Raw genomic sequence first — 14,710 nt, forward strand, 5'->3', positions numbered from 1 at the left:
CCTCCCCGCGTGAAAACACAGGAATTGGGGGCCATCGTCGACGAACTGCTCGCTCGCTCCTTTCCCCGCGAGGAAGAGCATGACGGGGATCGGAGCAGCGGACCGAGCTACCACGTGCAGGTCCTCTGTGCCAGCCAGGACTTCTGGGAGGACCGCAGCGAGGAGATCGTCGAGGCGGCCGAGGCCGAGATCGAAGCCGCCCGCCAGGGGCTGACGGAGGTGCTGACGGCACGTTGGGGCAACCCGGAGCCGTTCGATCTGTGGCCGCTTGAGGAAGACCCGGCGCCGGAGCCGATCGACCAGCTGTCCATGCTCAGCACCAGGATGCACCTGTGGCGGCACGCGACACCGGACCGATGGGTGGCCCTCCTGGTCGGCCAGCAGGACGCGGAGTTCCCCATCGAACTGCTCGCGGCCGTCAGCGATGCGCCAATCCGTGCCCCCAAGAGCCCCCGCCCGTGAGGGGCACGGTCATCACGCCGCTTGGCTTGTTGGCGGTGGACGATTGGCCGGACTGATCGTCCACAGTGGCGGCCCCGTGGCCGGAGTAGCGCCAGGTGGGTGGAGGCGGTAGGTGTACCGGCCGTCCTGGGCTTTGGTGATGTGGAGTCGGTCGGGGTGGGTGTGTTTGTAGCGGTTGTGCCAGCCGCAGCACAGGGTGAGTTTGTCGATGTCGGTGGGGCTGTTGCCGAGGGCCCAGCCGTGGACGTGGTCGACCTCGCACAGCGTCCCGGGCACCTCGCATCCCTGCACCGCGCACGTCGAGTACAGGGCCTCCAGGACCTGCCGTTGCGGCACGGTGGCGAACCGCACCCGGTGCCCGAGGTAGAGCGGCGTGTTCCCCTGACCGAGCAGCAGCGGCGACACTCCGGCGTTCAGGGCGATGCGGCGGGCTTGGGCTGCGGGGATGGAGGTGCCGTCGGTGAGGCGTGCGGGGGTGGTGCCGCCGGTGAGGGTGTCCAGGTCGCAGATGACGGTGACCTTGGTGGCCGTGTGCCCACCCGACAGCACACTCGTCAACGCCGCCGCGGTCCGCTCTGATAGGTCGCGCCGGTCGTCGGTCCCGGCGGGCTTGGCCAACGGTGCGAGGGTGCCGTCCCAAATCGCGGCGTCCTCGGCGTTCAACCAGCCCTTGACGTAGCGGCCACCGTCCAACGACCGGGTCGAGTCGATCCACGACCGCTCATACCCACGCTTCACGTCCTGCGGGGCTTGTTCGCGTCCGTCGCGTTCGGCGATGACGTCGCGGATCCGCTTACCGAACGAGGCCACCTTCCCCGCGGAGAAGCCCTTGTCGACCATGTCCAGCAGGGTCGTCTCGGCAGTGGCGCAATCATCATCGTCCAGGCGGGCGGTGGCCTCGGCGATCGTCGCGGCGTACCCGGCCGACAGGTCACCGGTGGTCCAACGCTCGGTGACCTCCGTCAGACGATGCCGCTGCCGCGCCAGGGTCAGCCGCTCCTTGGCGCGGGATTCGCGCATGCCCATGCGGGACCGCAGCCAGGACCGGGTGGAGGGGAAACCCCACCGCTGCACCTCCCGGGCCCCGTCCACCACACCGACGAACCCCGCCAGCGCAGCCTCCAGCAGATCAACGTCGGCGGCGAGTTCTTCGGCGAGTTCCAGGCAGGCGGTTGGGGAGTCGGGGGCGGTGCGAGAGGCGAGTGCTGCGGCGATCGTCGAGGCCGCGTGCACCAATTCCATGGTGGACGCGGCATCGGGGTCGACCGCAATCAGACTCATGTATCCATGATATCCGGCCGGATGCCGCTTCGTGCTCTTGAACTAGAATTCGACCATGATTCTTTTGTGGAATTCTTGATCACCGTCGAGCGTTTCACAAATGCCTCATATCGGGCATTCGAATTATTGTGTCGTTCCTTTTTGGGGTGGGGGCGGCGCGTCGGGCAGAGGGCAGGCGGAGCCTGCCCGACGAAAGCTGCACTCAGGGGCCGCAGAGGCTCCAAAGTCAAGGGTCAATGCCGCTTAGTTAGGCTGCGGGACCCAGGACCTTGATGGCGGGTTCTTCCGAGTGATGGATGCAGGTATCTGCGGGTCGTTTGACTCGGTAGGACGTGTACCGCTGACGTTTGGTAACGCGTGGATAACTGCGTAGACGCCGTGGCGGGTTCGGACGTTCGACTATTTCAGCGATGGTGTCGGCGGTCGCGCGGTCAAGGTGCGCCGGGGGAAAAATCCGCCGGGCCCCCTACCTGCCGGCGGACGATGCGAAGTGAGCGGATGAACGACAACCGGTCCGGATCCAATTCCGCTTGATCCGCGGCCTCGGCCATGAGCTGCCGGACGCCGTAGTATGTCAGCAGCATCCCCCACAGCTCCTGCTCGACCATCTCTGGTGACTTCGAGCGCAACAACACCCCGGCGCCCTTCTGGTGCGTTTTCAGTTCGCCGATGGCCGTTTCGATCTCCCACCGCTCATGGTAGGCCGCGGCGAGTTCGGCCGCGGGCGCGTCCAGGGGGTCAAGGATGGTGGTGACGAGGGTGAACAGCTCATCCTCTCCCCGGTTGGTCACTTCATATTCCACGACCCGGACGTACAGGCCGGGAAGTTCCGTCAACTCCATAGTCCCGGCCGCCAAGCGCTTGGACGCGGCGGTGCGGGCCCTGCGGTTCGCCGAATACGACAGATAAGACCCATCAGGGAACCATTTGATGACCGGAAGCAGAACATTGACCTTGGCGCGCAGCAACGCCTCCGCCCCAGCATCCTTGATCCGTTGCAGATGTTCGTTGCTGTACATGCCCCGGTCACCGATGACCAGCATGTCCTCGCCCACGATCCCCGAGCCCAGCAGCCGGGTCGCCAGCGCGATCTCGGTATCATGCTGCGCACCGAACTCCGCTCCGACGATGGCGTGGGTGCCGCATTCGGCCAGCCCGACCACCAGCACTTTGGGGAACACGCCCTTCTCGGTCTTCTTCTTCCCCGCATACCCGAAACGCTCGGCGTTCGCGGCGCTGTCGGGCACCTCGATGTCAAAGCCATCAAGGGCCATCAGCCGCCACCGCCCCAGCCACGCGCCCCGGGTCGACCGCCGGGCACAGGGAACCGCCACACGGAAGAACAGATCACGCATCACCTCGGCCCCAAGCCGCCGGCGGGCCTGGGTCAGCGCACCCGAGGTCGGCACCGCCCACTCGTCCCGCCAGATCCGCAACCCGCGCAGACCCTGCACCAGCTTCCGTATCACTTCCTCATACGCGTCCCCATGGAACAACGTCATCGCCATGACGAAATAGACCACAACACGCGCAGGCAGCAGCCGCACCCGCTTCTCCCGGCGCCCGGCAGCGGCGACCACCTCATCCACCAGCTCACGCGGCACCAAGCGCGTCAAAACCCCGATACCGATCTGGTCCACCAGCACACCAGCCGAACCCGAACCACGCGCAGCAGCCTCATCCATCGCCGCACGGTAGATCTGCCGCTAGTTCCACGTCCACGAAAACCCAAAAATGAACTAATCCACAAACCACCCTGTGGATATGTGAAGAAGCCGACGCGCCAGCCCTAACTAAGCGGCATTGAGTCAAGGGTGGGACGGAGTCCCATCGCGAAGCGACGCCGAAGGCGCCCTTGACTTTGGAGGGGCGGCCCCGTACGCAGCGCCGCCCCCACCACGATTCCACGAACATGCCCGGCTCGAACCGGGCCAGGCGAACACCCGACCTCTCAGATACGACGATGTATCCAGATACGATGATGTATCTTTCAAGCCATGGCGAGACGAGAGACGCGGGCCGAGAGGCAGCAGCGCACACGCGCTGAGCTGGTGATATCGGCGGCGCGGTTGTTCGCGGAGCGCGGGGTGGCCGCCACCTCCGTCGAGGCGATCGCGGAGGAGGCCGGGTACAGCCGGGGCGCTTACCACAGCAACTTCGAGACAAGGGACGAGATCCTCAACGCCGTGGTCGAGCTCGTCGTCGGGAGTCTCGGTCCCGAACTCGCCGCCACACTGCGCGCCGAGGGCAGCGTGCTGGACCGGCTCACGTCGTACATCCGCACCTTCCTCACGTACTGCGCGCAGCAGCCAGTGGAGACGCGTGCCTTGATAGCGGTCGTCGCGCATCGGGCGGCAACGGCGGCGGGCTCCTACGACGATCTCGTGGCGGCGTCCCTCTCCGACCTTGTGGCGCTGTTCGAGGAGGGCCAGAACAGCGAAGAACTGCGCCGCTTCGACCCCGTCATGATGGCCTCGATGCTCCGCCGCACCCTCGACAGCGAAGGTCTGCGGGTCGCACTCGGAACCCCGGTGTACGACGTCATCAACGAACTGACCGCGACTTTCAGCCTAGCAACGCGCTCCAATAAGAAAGCCTGAATAATGCCTGCCAAGACCTTCCGCCAAATCGTGCTCCGCGAACGTCCGAGTGCGGGCATCACCGCCGACACTTTCAGCGAGCAGACCCAGCCGATGCCTTCGCTTGAAGACGGCGAAGCATTGGTAGAGGTGACCTGGCTGGGAATCGACGCGACACAGCGGACATGGCTCAACGCCGAGGCCACCTACACCTCACATGTGCAGATCGGCGATGTGATGCGCGGCAGCGGCGTCGGCCGCGTGGTCGCCTCCCGCAATCCGGCGCTTCCGGAAGGTCAGTGGGTCTACGGCGATCTGGGGTGGCGGGAGTACGTCGTGGCCCGCGACGGCGGACTGTTCGGCGTGAACCCCGTCCCGGACGGCATCGACCCCCGCCACATGCTCACCGTCTTCGGCGTGAGCGGGCTGACGGCATTCTTCGGCATGTCACGCGTGCTGGACGTCACGGACGGCGACACCGTGCTGGTCACCGGCGCGGCCGGAAGTGTGGGCTCGCTCGCCGGGCAGATCGCCCGGCTCCTCGGCGCCCGGGTCATCGGCACCGCCGGATCGCCCGAAAAGGTCGCCTGGGTGAAGGACGTCGCCGGGTTCGACGCGTGCGTCGAATACCGTGCCGACGACGTCCCGGCCGCTCTGCGCGCCTTCGCGCCCGACGGGTTCACCGCCGTCTTCGACAACGTGGGCGGTGTTCTCCTGGAGAACGCACTCGACCGGCTGGCCGTCCATGCGCGCATCGCACTCTGCGGGTCGATCTCGTCGGGCTACACGGCCGCCGGCTATGGGGCGGGGCCGTCCAACTACATGCAGTTGGCCTTCCGGCGGGCTCGCATGGAGGGCTTCATCTTCTTCGACTACGTCTCCGAATTTCCCGAAGCGCTGTCCCGTCTCGCCGGCTGGGTCTCCGCTGGGAAGCTGCGCTGGGCCGAGGACGTCATCGACGGTCTGCACAACGCCCCCACCGCGCTGCAACGGCTCTTCGACGGCGGCAACCTCGGCAAGCAACTCGTCCAGGTGAGCGAACTCGCGTGAGGGCGAAGGGGACGGCCCCTCAGCCGAGCAGGTTCAGGTAGTCGTCGAGCCGGGCGGACGCTTTCAGCATCGCGCGGCCCCGAGCGGTCAGCTTCCGCTGCCAATCGTCCAGGGAACGGGACAGCGCATCGGTGCCGCCCGCGGTCCGGATCTGCTGGACCACGGCGGCGATGTGGTCCAGCAGGTATCCCCCGCGCCGAAGGAGATGGGCGAGTTCGGCATCGCGGACGTCGGTCGCGCGGAAGACGCGGTACCCGGTGGCCGGGTCGCGTTCGGGAGCGATGATCCCGGCGTCCTCCCAGTTGCGCAGGGTCGCCGCGGTGACGCCGAGCCGGTGGGCGAGATCTCCGATGGTCCCGACGGCGACGGCGTCCGAGCGCACCGGACCAGCATCCGAGCGCACCGGACCGGCATCCAAGCGGACCGCACCGGCATCCAAGCGAACGGGACCGGCGTCCGCCGTCAGGTGATCTACCGCCTGCCGCAGCGAGCCGAGGGTGTCGCGGTCGCGAAGGAGTTGGTGATGAGCGCGGTCGATCACGGTCAGGGCGTCGTCCAGCCGGTCGTCGTGGAGGGCCTTCATCACCTCACCGGCCGCCGCGTAGCCGACCGCCTGCACAAGGGAGAGGTAAGCGCGGAGAGCGGCGGCGTGCGCCTCGGTATAGATGCGGTATCCGCTGGCGGAACGCCGCGCGGGCGGGATGAACCCGTCCCGCTCGTAGTTGCGGACGGCCTGCGCCGAGATGCCGTGCTCCCGCGCAAGATCGGACGGACGCACTCAGATCACCCGTCCGGCGCTTCTCGCCACGGCTCTCCGTACATCAGGCCGAAGGTATCAACGCCATTTCAGCCAGTCTCGAAGCTCCCCGACCCACCGCGAGACCATCCTCGTCGGTCGGCCGGGGAGCCACTGCGGCACAACTCAGCTATTTCGCCAGGACACGCCTGAAGGGCACGGCGAGAAGCAGGGCCGTCGCAACGAGGAGACCGCTCGCCCAGACGGGGCCGAGGTCAGCGAGGCGGGTGTCGAGCGTTGCGGCGGCGACGAGCGGTCCCGCGACGGCTCCGACGTTGAGCGCCGCCGTCGCGTACGAACCGCCCATGGTCGGTGCCCCCGACGCCTCGTACAGGACGCGAGCGATCAACGTGCTCCCAAGGGCGAACGAGAGCGCCCCCTGCGCGAACACCAGGCCGAGCAGCGCCACCGGGCTGGCGGCGAAGGCTCCCATGGCCAACCACCCCAGCAGCAGAAGCGGCCCGCTGATCCCGATGACGAGGCCGGGGTGCTTGTCGGACAGGCGTCCGGCGGCGCTGACCCCAACGAAAGAGCCGAGTCCGAACAGCACCAGCACGGCGGACACCCAGATCTCCGCCAGCCCGGCCGTGCCGGTGACGATGGGCGCGAGGAAGGTGAAGGTCCCGAAGGTCGCGGCGTTCACCAGCGCACCGAGAACCATCACGAGGATCAGCCGCGGCCTCCGCAACTGCGCGAGCTCGACCTGCAGCGCGGGACCATCAGGCGCGCCGGGCTCGTCCCGCGCGCCCGACTCGTCCGATCGTCCGGCACGGGAAGGGAGCCCGCGGAGGACGCCGATGGCGGCGGGCAGGCACAGGACGGCGACCGCCCAGAAGGTGGCGCGCCAGCCGAGCAGCGTACCGAGGACGGCACCGCCGGGGACTCCGGCGATGGTGGCGGCCGTCGTGCCGGACAGGAGCACCGCCAGCGCGCGGCCCTTCCGGTCGTCCGGCACGAGCGCGGCGGCCGTCGCCAGCGCGACGGCGAGGAACCCGGCGTTCGCGAGCGCCGCGACGATCCGCGTCACGACCAGCACCGGGAAGCTGCCGGTCACGGCGCCGACGGCGTGCGCCGCGAGGAACAGGAGGATGAAGGCGAAGAGGGCCGACCGTCGCGGCCAGGTGCGTGCGGCCGCCGCCATCAGCGGCGCGCCCGCGACCATGCCGAGCGCGAAGGCCGAGGTCAGCAGGCCGGCGGTTCCGACGGGGACGCCGAGGTCGGCGGCGATGTCCGGCAGCAGGCCGGCGAGCATGAATTCCGAGGTGCCCATGGCGAAGACCGCCACGGCGAGCAGGTACAGCGGAAGAGGCACCGCATGGCTCCGAGGTGAGCTGGGATCGGACGAGTCGTCTCGTCACCGCGCTCAGCCCGAGAACGGCCCCGGCCGCTCGCAGCGGCCGGCCGGGCCGGATGGCTTCGGTGGTTCAGGGGGCTGACGGGTGACCGAAAGCCCCCGTCTTGGATGCCTCGGGGCTCACCATGTCCCAGACCATACTCACCGGCGCCCAGCGATCGCACACCGATAATCCGCGCCCGCCCCAACCGACCCGGCGCCCCAGCCCAACCGAACCTGACCAGCCTGGACCGGCTGTTACGGTGATCACGAGGGGAGATGCCGGTATATGTCTGACACCTTCCGCATCGGGGGCGCCATCGAGGTGGGGCGGCTCGGGTTCGGGGCGATGCAGTTGCCGACCGGTCCGGCGCAGGTACGGGAGAACTCGCTGGCGGTGGCCCGGCGAGCGGTCGAGCTCGGCGTCACGCTGATCGACACCGCCTACATGTACGGCTGGGGCGCCAACGAGGAACTGCTCGTCGAGGCCCTCCACCCTTTCCCGGACGACGTGCTGGTCACGACGAAGGTCGGCGTCGTCCCGCCGGAGCCGCCGCGCGGCGACGCGGCGCTGTGCGGGCGGCCGGAAGTCCTCCGCGACCAGGTCGAGCGGGCTCTGCGCCGGCTGCGCACCGAGCGTCTGGATCTGCTCCAGCTGCACCGCGTCGACCCGGAGGTACCGCTCGCCGACCAGGTGGGGACGCTCCGCGACCTCCGGGACGAGGGCAAGATCGGCCACATCGGGCTGTCCGAGGTGACCGTCGCCGAACTCGACGAGGCGCGGCGGATCGTCGACATCGCGAGCGTGCAGAACCGCTACAACCTGCTCGACCGCGAGCATGACCCGGTGCTCGACGCCTGCACCGCCGCGGGTATCGCCTTCCTGCCGTGGCGGCCCGTCCTGCCCGCGACCACGGCCGGCGAGGTCGCCGCCGTGGCCGCCGAGCTCGATGCGACCCCGGCCCAGGTGGCCCTGGCGTGGCTGCTCGCCCGTTCTCCCGTCGTCCTGCCCATCCCGGGGACGGCGTCGATCCGGCATCTGGAGGAGAACGTCGCCGCTGCCGATCTGCGGCTCACCGATCAGCAGCGAGCCCGTCTCGACGCCACCGCATAACAAGAGCCGCCCCGGACGGAACAAGAGCCGCCCCGTATGCAACAAGAGCCGTGCTGTACGTAACCGACTCCGCGGTCAGAGCTGCTTGCCGTTGACCACGAGAGAAACGTCGATGTTGCCGCGCGTGGCGGACGAGTAAGGGCACGCCTGGTGAGCGGCCCGAGCCAGGCGGACGGCCTCGTCGGGGGTCAGCGACGGCAGTGAGATCCGCAGCTCGGCCCCCAGCTTGAAGCCACCGGAGCCGTTCGGGACCAGCGACACCGCCGCGTCGATCTCCGCGTCGCCCGCCGTGAAGCCGTCGCGCTGACCGAGCAGGTCGAGCGTCGTGCCGAAGCAGGCCGCGTAGCCGATCGCGAACAGCTGCTCGGGGTTGGCGCCCGCGCCCTCCCCGCCCATCTCGGCGGGCATCCGCAGGTCCAGGTCCAGGGCCCCGTCGGACGTGCGCCCGTGACCGTTCCGGCCTCCGGAGACGTGCGCCTCCGCCGTGTACGCCGCTTTCGCCATCGCAACTCCCTCTCTCATCCTCAACTACCGGTATCAGAATCTTGCACTTCAAAAATAAGAAGTCAATAGTTAAGGTCGTGCACCGACGAGGAGGCGAGATGAACATCGGCTACCTGCTGCCGACCCGTGACCGGACCGTCGCGGGCGAGCACGACCTCCGACCGCTCATCGCCCAGGCGCGCCGCGCCGAAGCGCTGGGGCTGGACTCGGTCTGGGCGGGCGACAGCCCGCTGACCAGGCCCCGCGCCGATCCGCTCCTGCTGCTGGCGGGCGTCGCCGACGCCACCGAGCGAGTCGCGCTCGGCACCGCCGTGCTGCTGCCGGCACTGCGGCATCCGATCCTGCTGGCCCACCAGCTGGCCACGCTGGACCGGCTGTCGGACGGACGGGTCATCGCCGGCATGGGCGCCGGGTTCCCGACCGCCGCCACCGAGGCCCAGTTCACGGCGATCGGCGTCGACTTCACCCGGCGCGGACGCCGCCTGGAGGAGTCGATCGAGGTCATGCGGCGGCTCTGGACGGGCGGCGAGGTCTCCTACCGGGGCGAGCACTTCGCGTTCGAGAACGTCCGGGTCGCGCCGCCGCCGTCCCGGCCGGGCGGGCCGCCGATCTGGCTGGCGGGCGGCGGCGGCCGGGCACTGCGCCGCGTGGCGCGGCTCGCCGACGGCTGGCTCCCGTACCCACCGGAAGCGACGACCTACGCGCAGGAACTCGCCGCAATCGACCACGCGGCAACCGAGCAGGCGGAAACCGAGCAGGCGACACCCAGCCAGGCGTCGTCCCGCCGGATCACCCCCGCCCTGTACGCCACGCTCTGCCTGGACGACGACCCGGAGAAGGCCCGGCAGCGGATGCGGACGAGCATCGAGCGCTACTACGGCACATCGCTGGAGTTCATCGCGTCCATCCAGGCCCTGTTCGCCGGCACGGCCCGCGACGCCGCCGCATGGCTGTGCGGTTACGCCGCCGCCGGTGCCCGCCATCTCGTGATCCGGCTGGCGACCGACGACCATGAAACGGGCCTGGAACAGCTCGCCGACCAGGTCCTCCCCCATCTGCGCGCCGACACCGACACCGACACCGCGAACGACACCGACAAGGAAGAGATCGCCCTATGACCACCTTCGTCCTGGTCCACGGCGCCTGGCACGGCCCCTGGGCCTGGGACCGTGTCGTCCCCCTCCTGGAGGACGCCGGCCACCGCACGATCAACGTCGATCTGCACGGCGACCACGGCCTGCGCGACCATGTCCGCCTGGTCACTGCCGCCCTCGACAACCTCCCAGATAAGCCAGACAAGGCCGTGCTCGTCGGGCACAGCTACGCGGGCCTGGTCGTCAGAGAGGCCGCCGACGCGCGCCCCGACCGCGTCCGGCACATCGTCCTGGTGGACGGCTGGGCGGGCCCGGACGGCGCGAGCATGTTCGGTCTCGCCCCCGCCTCCTTCATCAAGCAGATCGGCGCGCTGACCGAGGCGGGCGACGACGAGCGCTGGATCCCGGCACCGCCCCCGCAGGCGTTCGGCGTGACCGACCCCGCCGACGTGGACTGGCTGGCCCCGCGCCTCGTCCCGCAGCCGCTGCGCACGTTCACCGATGCGACCCGGCTGCTCGGCGCCGTCGACCTGATCCCCGGAACCGCCATCTGCTGCGCACCGCCGACCTTCGCCTTCGACCGGTTCGCCCGATCCATCGGATACCGGACGCTCACGGTGGACGGCCCGCACAACGTCATGCTGACCCACCCCGAGTCCCTCGCCCAGATGCTGCTCGACGTGACCGACCACCGCGACACGCTTCAGGAACAGGAAGCGCGCAGCCTACAGTGATGAAGTGGAACAGCGAACCTACAACCAGTACTGCGCGACCGCGCGCACCCTCGACCTCGTCGGCGAGCGCTGGACGCTGCTGCTGGTCCGCGAGCTGCTCACCGGCCCGAAGCGGTTCGGCGACCTGCAGGCCAGCCTGCGCGGCCTCGGCACCGGGCTGCTGTCCGCGCGGCTGAAGCACCTGGAGCGGGAGGGACTGGCGCACAAGACGACCCTGCCGCCGCCCGCCCGCACCCCCGTCTACGCCCTCACCGAGGCCGGCGAGGAACTCGCCCCGGCGATCCTGGAGCTGGCCCGGTGGGGGCTGAAGTGGGCGATGGGCGAGCGCCACCCGGGCGAGACGTTCCACCCCGGCTGGACGGTCCTCGGCCTGCGCGCCTGCTTCGACCCCGAGGCCGCCGCCGGGCTCCGCGCCGTCTACGAGTTCCGCATCGGCGACGAGGTGTTCCACGCCCGGATCGACGACGGGACGATCGAGGCGCTGCACGGCCCGGCCCAGCACCCGGACGCCGTCATCACGATCGCCGAGGACGCCTTCGTCGAGCTGACCGCGGGCGGCGGGACGTTCGCCGCGGCCATCGAGAGCGGCACCGCGACGGCGACCGGCGACACGGAGGCGCTGCGCAGGCTGCGGGGCCTGTTCTCGCTGCCGCCCGCCCGCTCCCGCACGGCGGTCTAACCCGGCCAGTACACACTGGACGGCATCCGAGTGTGTATTGTGTGCCCCATGGCGAGACTCAACATCACGCTCCCGGACGAGCTTGCCGCCACGCTCCAGGGCCTCGCCGAGGACAAGAAGATCGCCTCGGTGTCCGGCTTCCTCGCGGACGGCGCGCGGCTCAAGCTGGCCTACCTGCGGGACGCCTCGACCATCGACGACCTGTTCGGCCCGCCGAGCCCCGACGAGCAGGCGATGGTCGACCGCCTCGTCGAACGCGGCACGCCGGACCGCAGGGACGTCGCGTGATCACCGGTCACGTCTTCGACGCGACCGCACTCCTGGACCTCGCCACCGGCAAGACGATCTACGTCCGCGCCCGGCTCCGCGCGTCCATCGCCCAGCACGCCACGATCGTGATCCCGGCGACCGCGCTGGCCCGCGCGTGGCAGATCGTCCCCGACCACGGCCGCACCGTCCTGGAACGGCTCCCCGGCATGCAGGTCGTCCACGTGGACGACCTCGACGACGTGATCGCGCAGCAGACCGGCCTGCTCGTCACCTCGATCCCCAACCTCGGCATAGACGCGGCCCAGGCCGCCTGGTCCGCGCGCTGGCGCCGGTGGCCGCTGATCACCGCCGACCCGGACGTCTACGAGGCGGTCCCGGGCGTCCGCGTCGAGCAGATCCCCTGACCCGAGCCACCCGGCCCGAGCCACCCGGCCCGAGCCACCCGGCCCGAGCCACCCTGACCCGAGCCCCCCGACCCGGGCACAGCACGCCACTGACCCGGGCACAACACGCCGCCGACCCGTTTACGGGGCCGGACCGGGGTACGGGGCCCGCATGGGCACACGTGGAAGCCGGAAGTTCCTGCACATCTATCTGACGGACCATCTGGCCGCGGCCGCCGCCGGCGTGGCCCTGGCGCGCCGCGTCGCGCAGTCGCACCGCGACACCGACGCCGCCGGCTCGCTGCGGACGCTCGCGGACGAGATCGCCGCCGACCGCGGGGCGCTGCTGTCGATCCTGCGCTCGCTCGACATGCCGCCCCGCCGGTGGAAGAGCATCGCGGTGTGGGCCGCGGAGAAGGGCGGCCGGCTGAAGCTCAACGGCCGGGTGACGACCCGCTCCCCGCTCAGCGATCTGGTGGAGATGGAGGTGCTCCGGCTGGCCGTCGAGGGCAAAGCGGCCGGGTGGCGGACGCTCCTCGCCATCGCCGACCGGGAGCCGGGCCTGGACGTCGAGCAGTTGCGCACCCTGCTCGAAAGGGCCACCGCCCAGATCGCCCTCCTGGAGGGACTCCACAAGCGGGCCGCCGACACGGCGTTCCGCGAGGAGAGCACGAACCGGACGAGCCGCACGCACGCGGCCGTCAAACCATGACCAGTCGGACACCCCCCATCCGGCGCCTCCCGGCGAGCAGGTGAACGCTTCACTGGCAGCCGTCGTGGTCGGACGTCCCGGTGTGACCGAGCGCCTCGTTCTCGATCTTGATGCGGGTCCTGAGCAGGTACAGGTTCACCGTCGTGAACGTCAGCGCGGTACGCCACCCGGTGTGGACGAGCGGCAGGGCGACCCCTTCCGCGACGACCGCCACGTAGTTGGGGTGCCGCATGCGCCGGTAGGGGCCGCGTTCCACGAGCGGCATGCCGGGCACCACGATGACCCGCGTGTTCCACCGTTTACCCAGGCTGGCGATGCACCACCAGCGCAGCGCCTGCGCCGAGAGCGCCACCGCCAGCATCGGCCAGCCGAGCCGCGGGACGAACGGGCTCCGCCCCCGCCGGGCCTCCAGCAGCGCCCCGCCCAGCAGACCGGCGTGGGCGGCGGCGATCAGCGGATAGTGCCGCCCGCCGTGCTCGACCCCGCCGTTCCGCCGCGCCCAGCCGCGGTTGCGGCGCGCCACGGCCAGCTCCGCCAGCCGCTCCGCGGCGACGAGCCCGATCAGCACCCCGTACAGATCCCCCGAACGCCCGCCACGCCCGCCACGCCCGGCACGCCCGCCACGCCCGGCACGGCCGCCCCGCCCGCCCCGGAACCCGGGCTTCGTCACCATCGCAGCAGGACGAGCTCGGCGGAGAACCCCGGCCCGAGCGCCATCAGCAGGCCGGGCGTGCCGTCGGGCGGGCGGCGCCGCGCGATCGTCTCCTCCAGTACGTTCAGCACCGACACCGAGGACAGGTTCCCGAGCGTCCGCAGCGACTCCCAGGTGATGTCGAGCGCCCCCGGCTCCAGCGCGAGCTCCCGCTCGATGGCCTCGATCACTCGCGGGCCGCCGGGGTGGCAGACCCATGACGGGACCCGGTCCGGAGCGAGCCCATGATCGTCCAGGAACGACCGCACGTCGTCCGCGAGGGTGGCCTCGACGTGCGCGACGAGGTCGGCGGCGAGGACGACGCGCAGGCCGTGGTCGCCGACCTCCCAGCCCATGAGGCGCTCGGTGCCGGGATAGAGCCTGCTGCGGCTCGCGACCACCCGCGGCCCCAGGTGCCCGGCGGTGTCGCGGTGTTCGCCGAGCGCGACGACGGCGGCGGCGCCGTCCCCGAACAGGCCGCTGGCCACCAGGTTCGCCATGGAGGCGTCGTCGCGCTGGACGGTCAGCGAGCACAGTTCGGCGCACACCAGCACCGCGACCCGCTCGGGACGTCCGCGCAGGTAGTCGGTGACCCGGGACAGCCCGGCGGCGCCCGCCGCGCAGCCCAGGCCGAACATCGGCACGCGGGTGATGTCCTCGCGCAGCCCGGCGCGCTGCGCGACGCGGGCGTCCAGCGAGGGCGTCGCCACCCCGGTCGAGGAGCAGAAGACGAGGTGGTCGACGTCCCGCGGGGCGAGGCCGGCCCGGTCGAGCGCGTCGCCGACCGCCCGCGTCGCCAGCTCGACGGCCGTCTCGACGTAGGCGGCGTTGGCCTCGGTGAAGCCGTCGAGCTTCACGTACTCGTCGAGGGGCAGCGCCAGGCGGCGGCCGGTGACCTGGGTGGCGGCATGGAGGCGCCGGACGATCTGCTCCTTCGCGGCGGCGCGCTCCACCACGGCCCGGGTGATCTGGTCCTGGTCGTAGTGGTGCTCTGGCAAGACCGTCCGTACTGCAGCGACGCGCATGAG

17 protein-coding genes are annotated in these 14,710 nt (G+C 70.3%); 10 read left to right on the forward strand and 7 right to left on the reverse strand.

Features of this window, described 5'->3' with window-relative positions; all coding sequences use genetic code 11:
- Positions 1-9: 9 nt before the first annotated feature.
- On the forward strand, positions 10-462 hold the full coding sequence (locus CHF16_RS25225) for a hypothetical protein (protein ID WP_089328613.1): 453 nt from the start codon (positions 10-12) through the stop codon (positions 460-462).
- A gap of 12 nt (positions 463-474) precedes the next feature.
- Here the strand turns inward: CHF16_RS25225 and CHF16_RS25230 are convergent, their stop codons facing one another.
- Both CHF16_RS25230 and CHF16_RS25235 read right to left on the reverse strand, forming a co-directional pair.
- Positions 475-1,743: an HNH endonuclease signature motif containing protein gene (locus CHF16_RS25230; RefSeq protein ID WP_089328614.1), complete on the reverse strand. Its 1,269-nt coding sequence runs from the start codon at positions 1,741-1,743 to the stop codon at positions 475-477.
- A gap of 431 nt (positions 1,744-2,174) precedes the next feature.
- The gene (locus tag CHF16_RS25235; RefSeq protein ID WP_089328615.1) at positions 2,175-3,428 is read right to left on the reverse strand and encodes an IS4 family transposase; all 1,254 of its coding nucleotides are present in this window, start codon (positions 3,426-3,428) and stop codon (positions 2,175-2,177) included.
- Positions 3,429-3,740: 312 nt separating this feature from the next.
- Between CHF16_RS25235 and CHF16_RS25240 the strand changes: the two genes are divergently transcribed.
- Positions 3,741-4,343 (forward strand): TetR/AcrR family transcriptional regulator, encoded by a 603-nt coding sequence (locus tag CHF16_RS25240; RefSeq protein WP_089328616.1) that lies wholly within the window; start codon positions 3,741-3,743, stop codon positions 4,341-4,343.
- A gap of 3 nt (positions 4,344-4,346) precedes the next feature.
- Positions 4,347-5,372, forward strand: coding sequence for an NADP-dependent oxidoreductase (locus CHF16_RS25245; protein WP_089328617.1), 1,026 nt, complete (start codon positions 4,347-4,349; stop codon positions 5,370-5,372).
- Positions 5,373-5,391: 19 nt separating this feature from the next.
- On the opposite strand, the gene CHF16_RS25250 is transcribed toward CHF16_RS25245, so the two are convergent.
- Complete coding sequence (locus CHF16_RS25250; protein WP_089328618.1) at positions 5,392-6,150, reverse strand: TioE family transcriptional regulator; 759 nt, start codon at positions 6,148-6,150, stop codon at positions 5,392-5,394.
- A gap of 148 nt (positions 6,151-6,298) precedes the next feature.
- Positions 6,299-7,480: a Cmx/CmrA family chloramphenicol efflux MFS transporter gene (locus CHF16_RS25255; RefSeq protein ID WP_089328619.1), complete on the reverse strand. Its 1,182-nt coding sequence runs from the start codon at positions 7,478-7,480 to the stop codon at positions 6,299-6,301.
- 310 nt (positions 7,481-7,790) lie between these two features.
- On the opposite strand from CHF16_RS25255, the gene CHF16_RS25260 reads away from it, so the two are divergent.
- The gene (locus CHF16_RS25260; protein ID WP_089328620.1) at positions 7,791-8,615 is read left to right on the forward strand and encodes an aldo/keto reductase; all 825 of its coding nucleotides are present in this window, start codon (positions 7,791-7,793) and stop codon (positions 8,613-8,615) included.
- Positions 8,616-8,690: 75 nt separating this feature from the next.
- Here the strand turns inward: CHF16_RS25260 and CHF16_RS25265 are convergent, their stop codons facing one another.
- Positions 8,691-9,119: an organic hydroperoxide resistance protein gene (locus tag CHF16_RS25265; RefSeq protein WP_089328621.1), complete on the reverse strand. Its 429-nt coding sequence runs from the start codon at positions 9,117-9,119 to the stop codon at positions 8,691-8,693.
- Between the two features lie 98 nt (positions 9,120-9,217).
- On the opposite strand from CHF16_RS25265, the gene CHF16_RS25270 reads away from it, so the two are divergent.
- From CHF16_RS25270 to CHF16_RS25295, 6 genes are all read left to right on the forward strand, one after another.
- Positions 9,218-10,237, forward strand: coding sequence for an LLM class flavin-dependent oxidoreductase (locus CHF16_RS25270; protein ID WP_089328622.1), 1,020 nt, complete (start codon positions 9,218-9,220; stop codon positions 10,235-10,237).
- Positions 10,234-10,947, forward strand: coding sequence for an alpha/beta fold hydrolase (locus CHF16_RS25275; protein WP_089328623.1), 714 nt, complete (start codon positions 10,234-10,236; stop codon positions 10,945-10,947). The genes CHF16_RS25270 and CHF16_RS25275 overlap by 4 nt, the downstream gene beginning before the upstream one ends.
- A gap of 4 nt (positions 10,948-10,951) precedes the next feature.
- Positions 10,952-11,626 carry a winged helix-turn-helix transcriptional regulator gene (locus CHF16_RS25280; protein WP_089328624.1) on the forward strand — a complete coding sequence of 225 codons (675 nt, stop codon included), beginning with the start codon at positions 10,952-10,954 and terminating at the stop codon, positions 11,624-11,626.
- 48 nt (positions 11,627-11,674) lie between these two features.
- Entirely contained in the window at positions 11,675-11,914 is a 240-nt protein-coding gene (locus CHF16_RS25285) for a ribbon-helix-helix domain-containing protein (RefSeq protein ID WP_089328625.1), read from the forward strand.
- Positions 11,911-12,300, forward strand: coding sequence for a hypothetical protein (locus tag CHF16_RS25290; protein WP_089328626.1), 390 nt, complete (start codon positions 11,911-11,913; stop codon positions 12,298-12,300). The genes CHF16_RS25285 and CHF16_RS25290 overlap by 4 nt, the downstream gene beginning before the upstream one ends.
- 151 nt (positions 12,301-12,451) lie before the next feature.
- A complete protein-coding gene (locus CHF16_RS25295) occupies positions 12,452-12,991 on the forward strand; it encodes a hypothetical protein (RefSeq protein ID WP_089328627.1) in 540 nt (179 codons plus the stop codon).
- Between the two features lie 49 nt (positions 12,992-13,040).
- Here the strand turns inward: CHF16_RS25295 and CHF16_RS25300 are convergent, their stop codons facing one another.
- Positions 13,041-13,559, reverse strand: coding sequence for an isoprenylcysteine carboxyl methyltransferase family protein (locus CHF16_RS25300; protein ID WP_245869192.1), 519 nt, complete (start codon positions 13,557-13,559; stop codon positions 13,041-13,043).
- A 98-nt stretch (positions 13,560-13,657) separates the two neighbouring features.
- Positions 13,658-14,707 (reverse strand): type III polyketide synthase, encoded by a 1,050-nt coding sequence (locus CHF16_RS25305; RefSeq protein WP_089328629.1) that lies wholly within the window; start codon positions 14,705-14,707, stop codon positions 13,658-13,660.
- Between the last annotated feature and the right edge of the window lie 3 nt (positions 14,708-14,710).

This window comes from Actinomadura meyerae, assembly GCF_900188445.1.
Taxonomy (GTDB): domain Bacteria; phylum Actinomycetota; class Actinomycetes; order Streptosporangiales; family Streptosporangiaceae; genus Spirillospora; species Spirillospora meyerae.

Coding starts and splice junctions, on each gene's coding strand:
- CHF16_RS25305 (WP_089328629.1), bottom strand. CDS start 14,707: ATGCGCGTCGCTGCAGTACGGACGGTCTTGCCAGAGCACCACTACGAC.
- CHF16_RS25245 (WP_089328617.1), top strand. CDS start 4,347: ATGCCTGCCAAGACCTTCCGCCAAATCGTGCTCCGCGAACGTCCGAGT.
- CHF16_RS25260 (WP_089328620.1), top strand. CDS start 7,791: ATGTCTGACACCTTCCGCATCGGGGGCGCCATCGAGGTGGGGCGGCTC.
- CHF16_RS25230 (WP_089328614.1), bottom strand. CDS start 1,743: ATGAGTCTGATTGCGGTCGACCCCGATGCCGCGTCCACCATGGAATTG.
- CHF16_RS25235 (WP_089328615.1), bottom strand. CDS start 3,428: ATGGATGAGGCTGCTGCGCGTGGTTCGGGTTCGGCTGGTGTGCTGGTG.
- CHF16_RS25275 (WP_089328623.1), top strand. CDS start 10,234: ATGACCACCTTCGTCCTGGTCCACGGCGCCTGGCACGGCCCCTGGGCC.
- CHF16_RS25265 (WP_089328621.1), bottom strand. CDS start 9,119: ATGGCGAAAGCGGCGTACACGGCGGAGGCGCACGTCTCCGGAGGCCGG.
- CHF16_RS25285 (WP_089328625.1), top strand. CDS start 11,675: ATGGCGAGACTCAACATCACGCTCCCGGACGAGCTTGCCGCCACGCTC.
- CHF16_RS25270 (WP_089328622.1), top strand. CDS start 9,218: ATGAACATCGGCTACCTGCTGCCGACCCGTGACCGGACCGTCGCGGGC.
- CHF16_RS25240 (WP_089328616.1), top strand. CDS start 3,741: ATGGCGAGACGAGAGACGCGGGCCGAGAGGCAGCAGCGCACACGCGCT.
- CHF16_RS25295 (WP_089328627.1), top strand. CDS start 12,452: ATGGGCACACGTGGAAGCCGGAAGTTCCTGCACATCTATCTGACGGAC.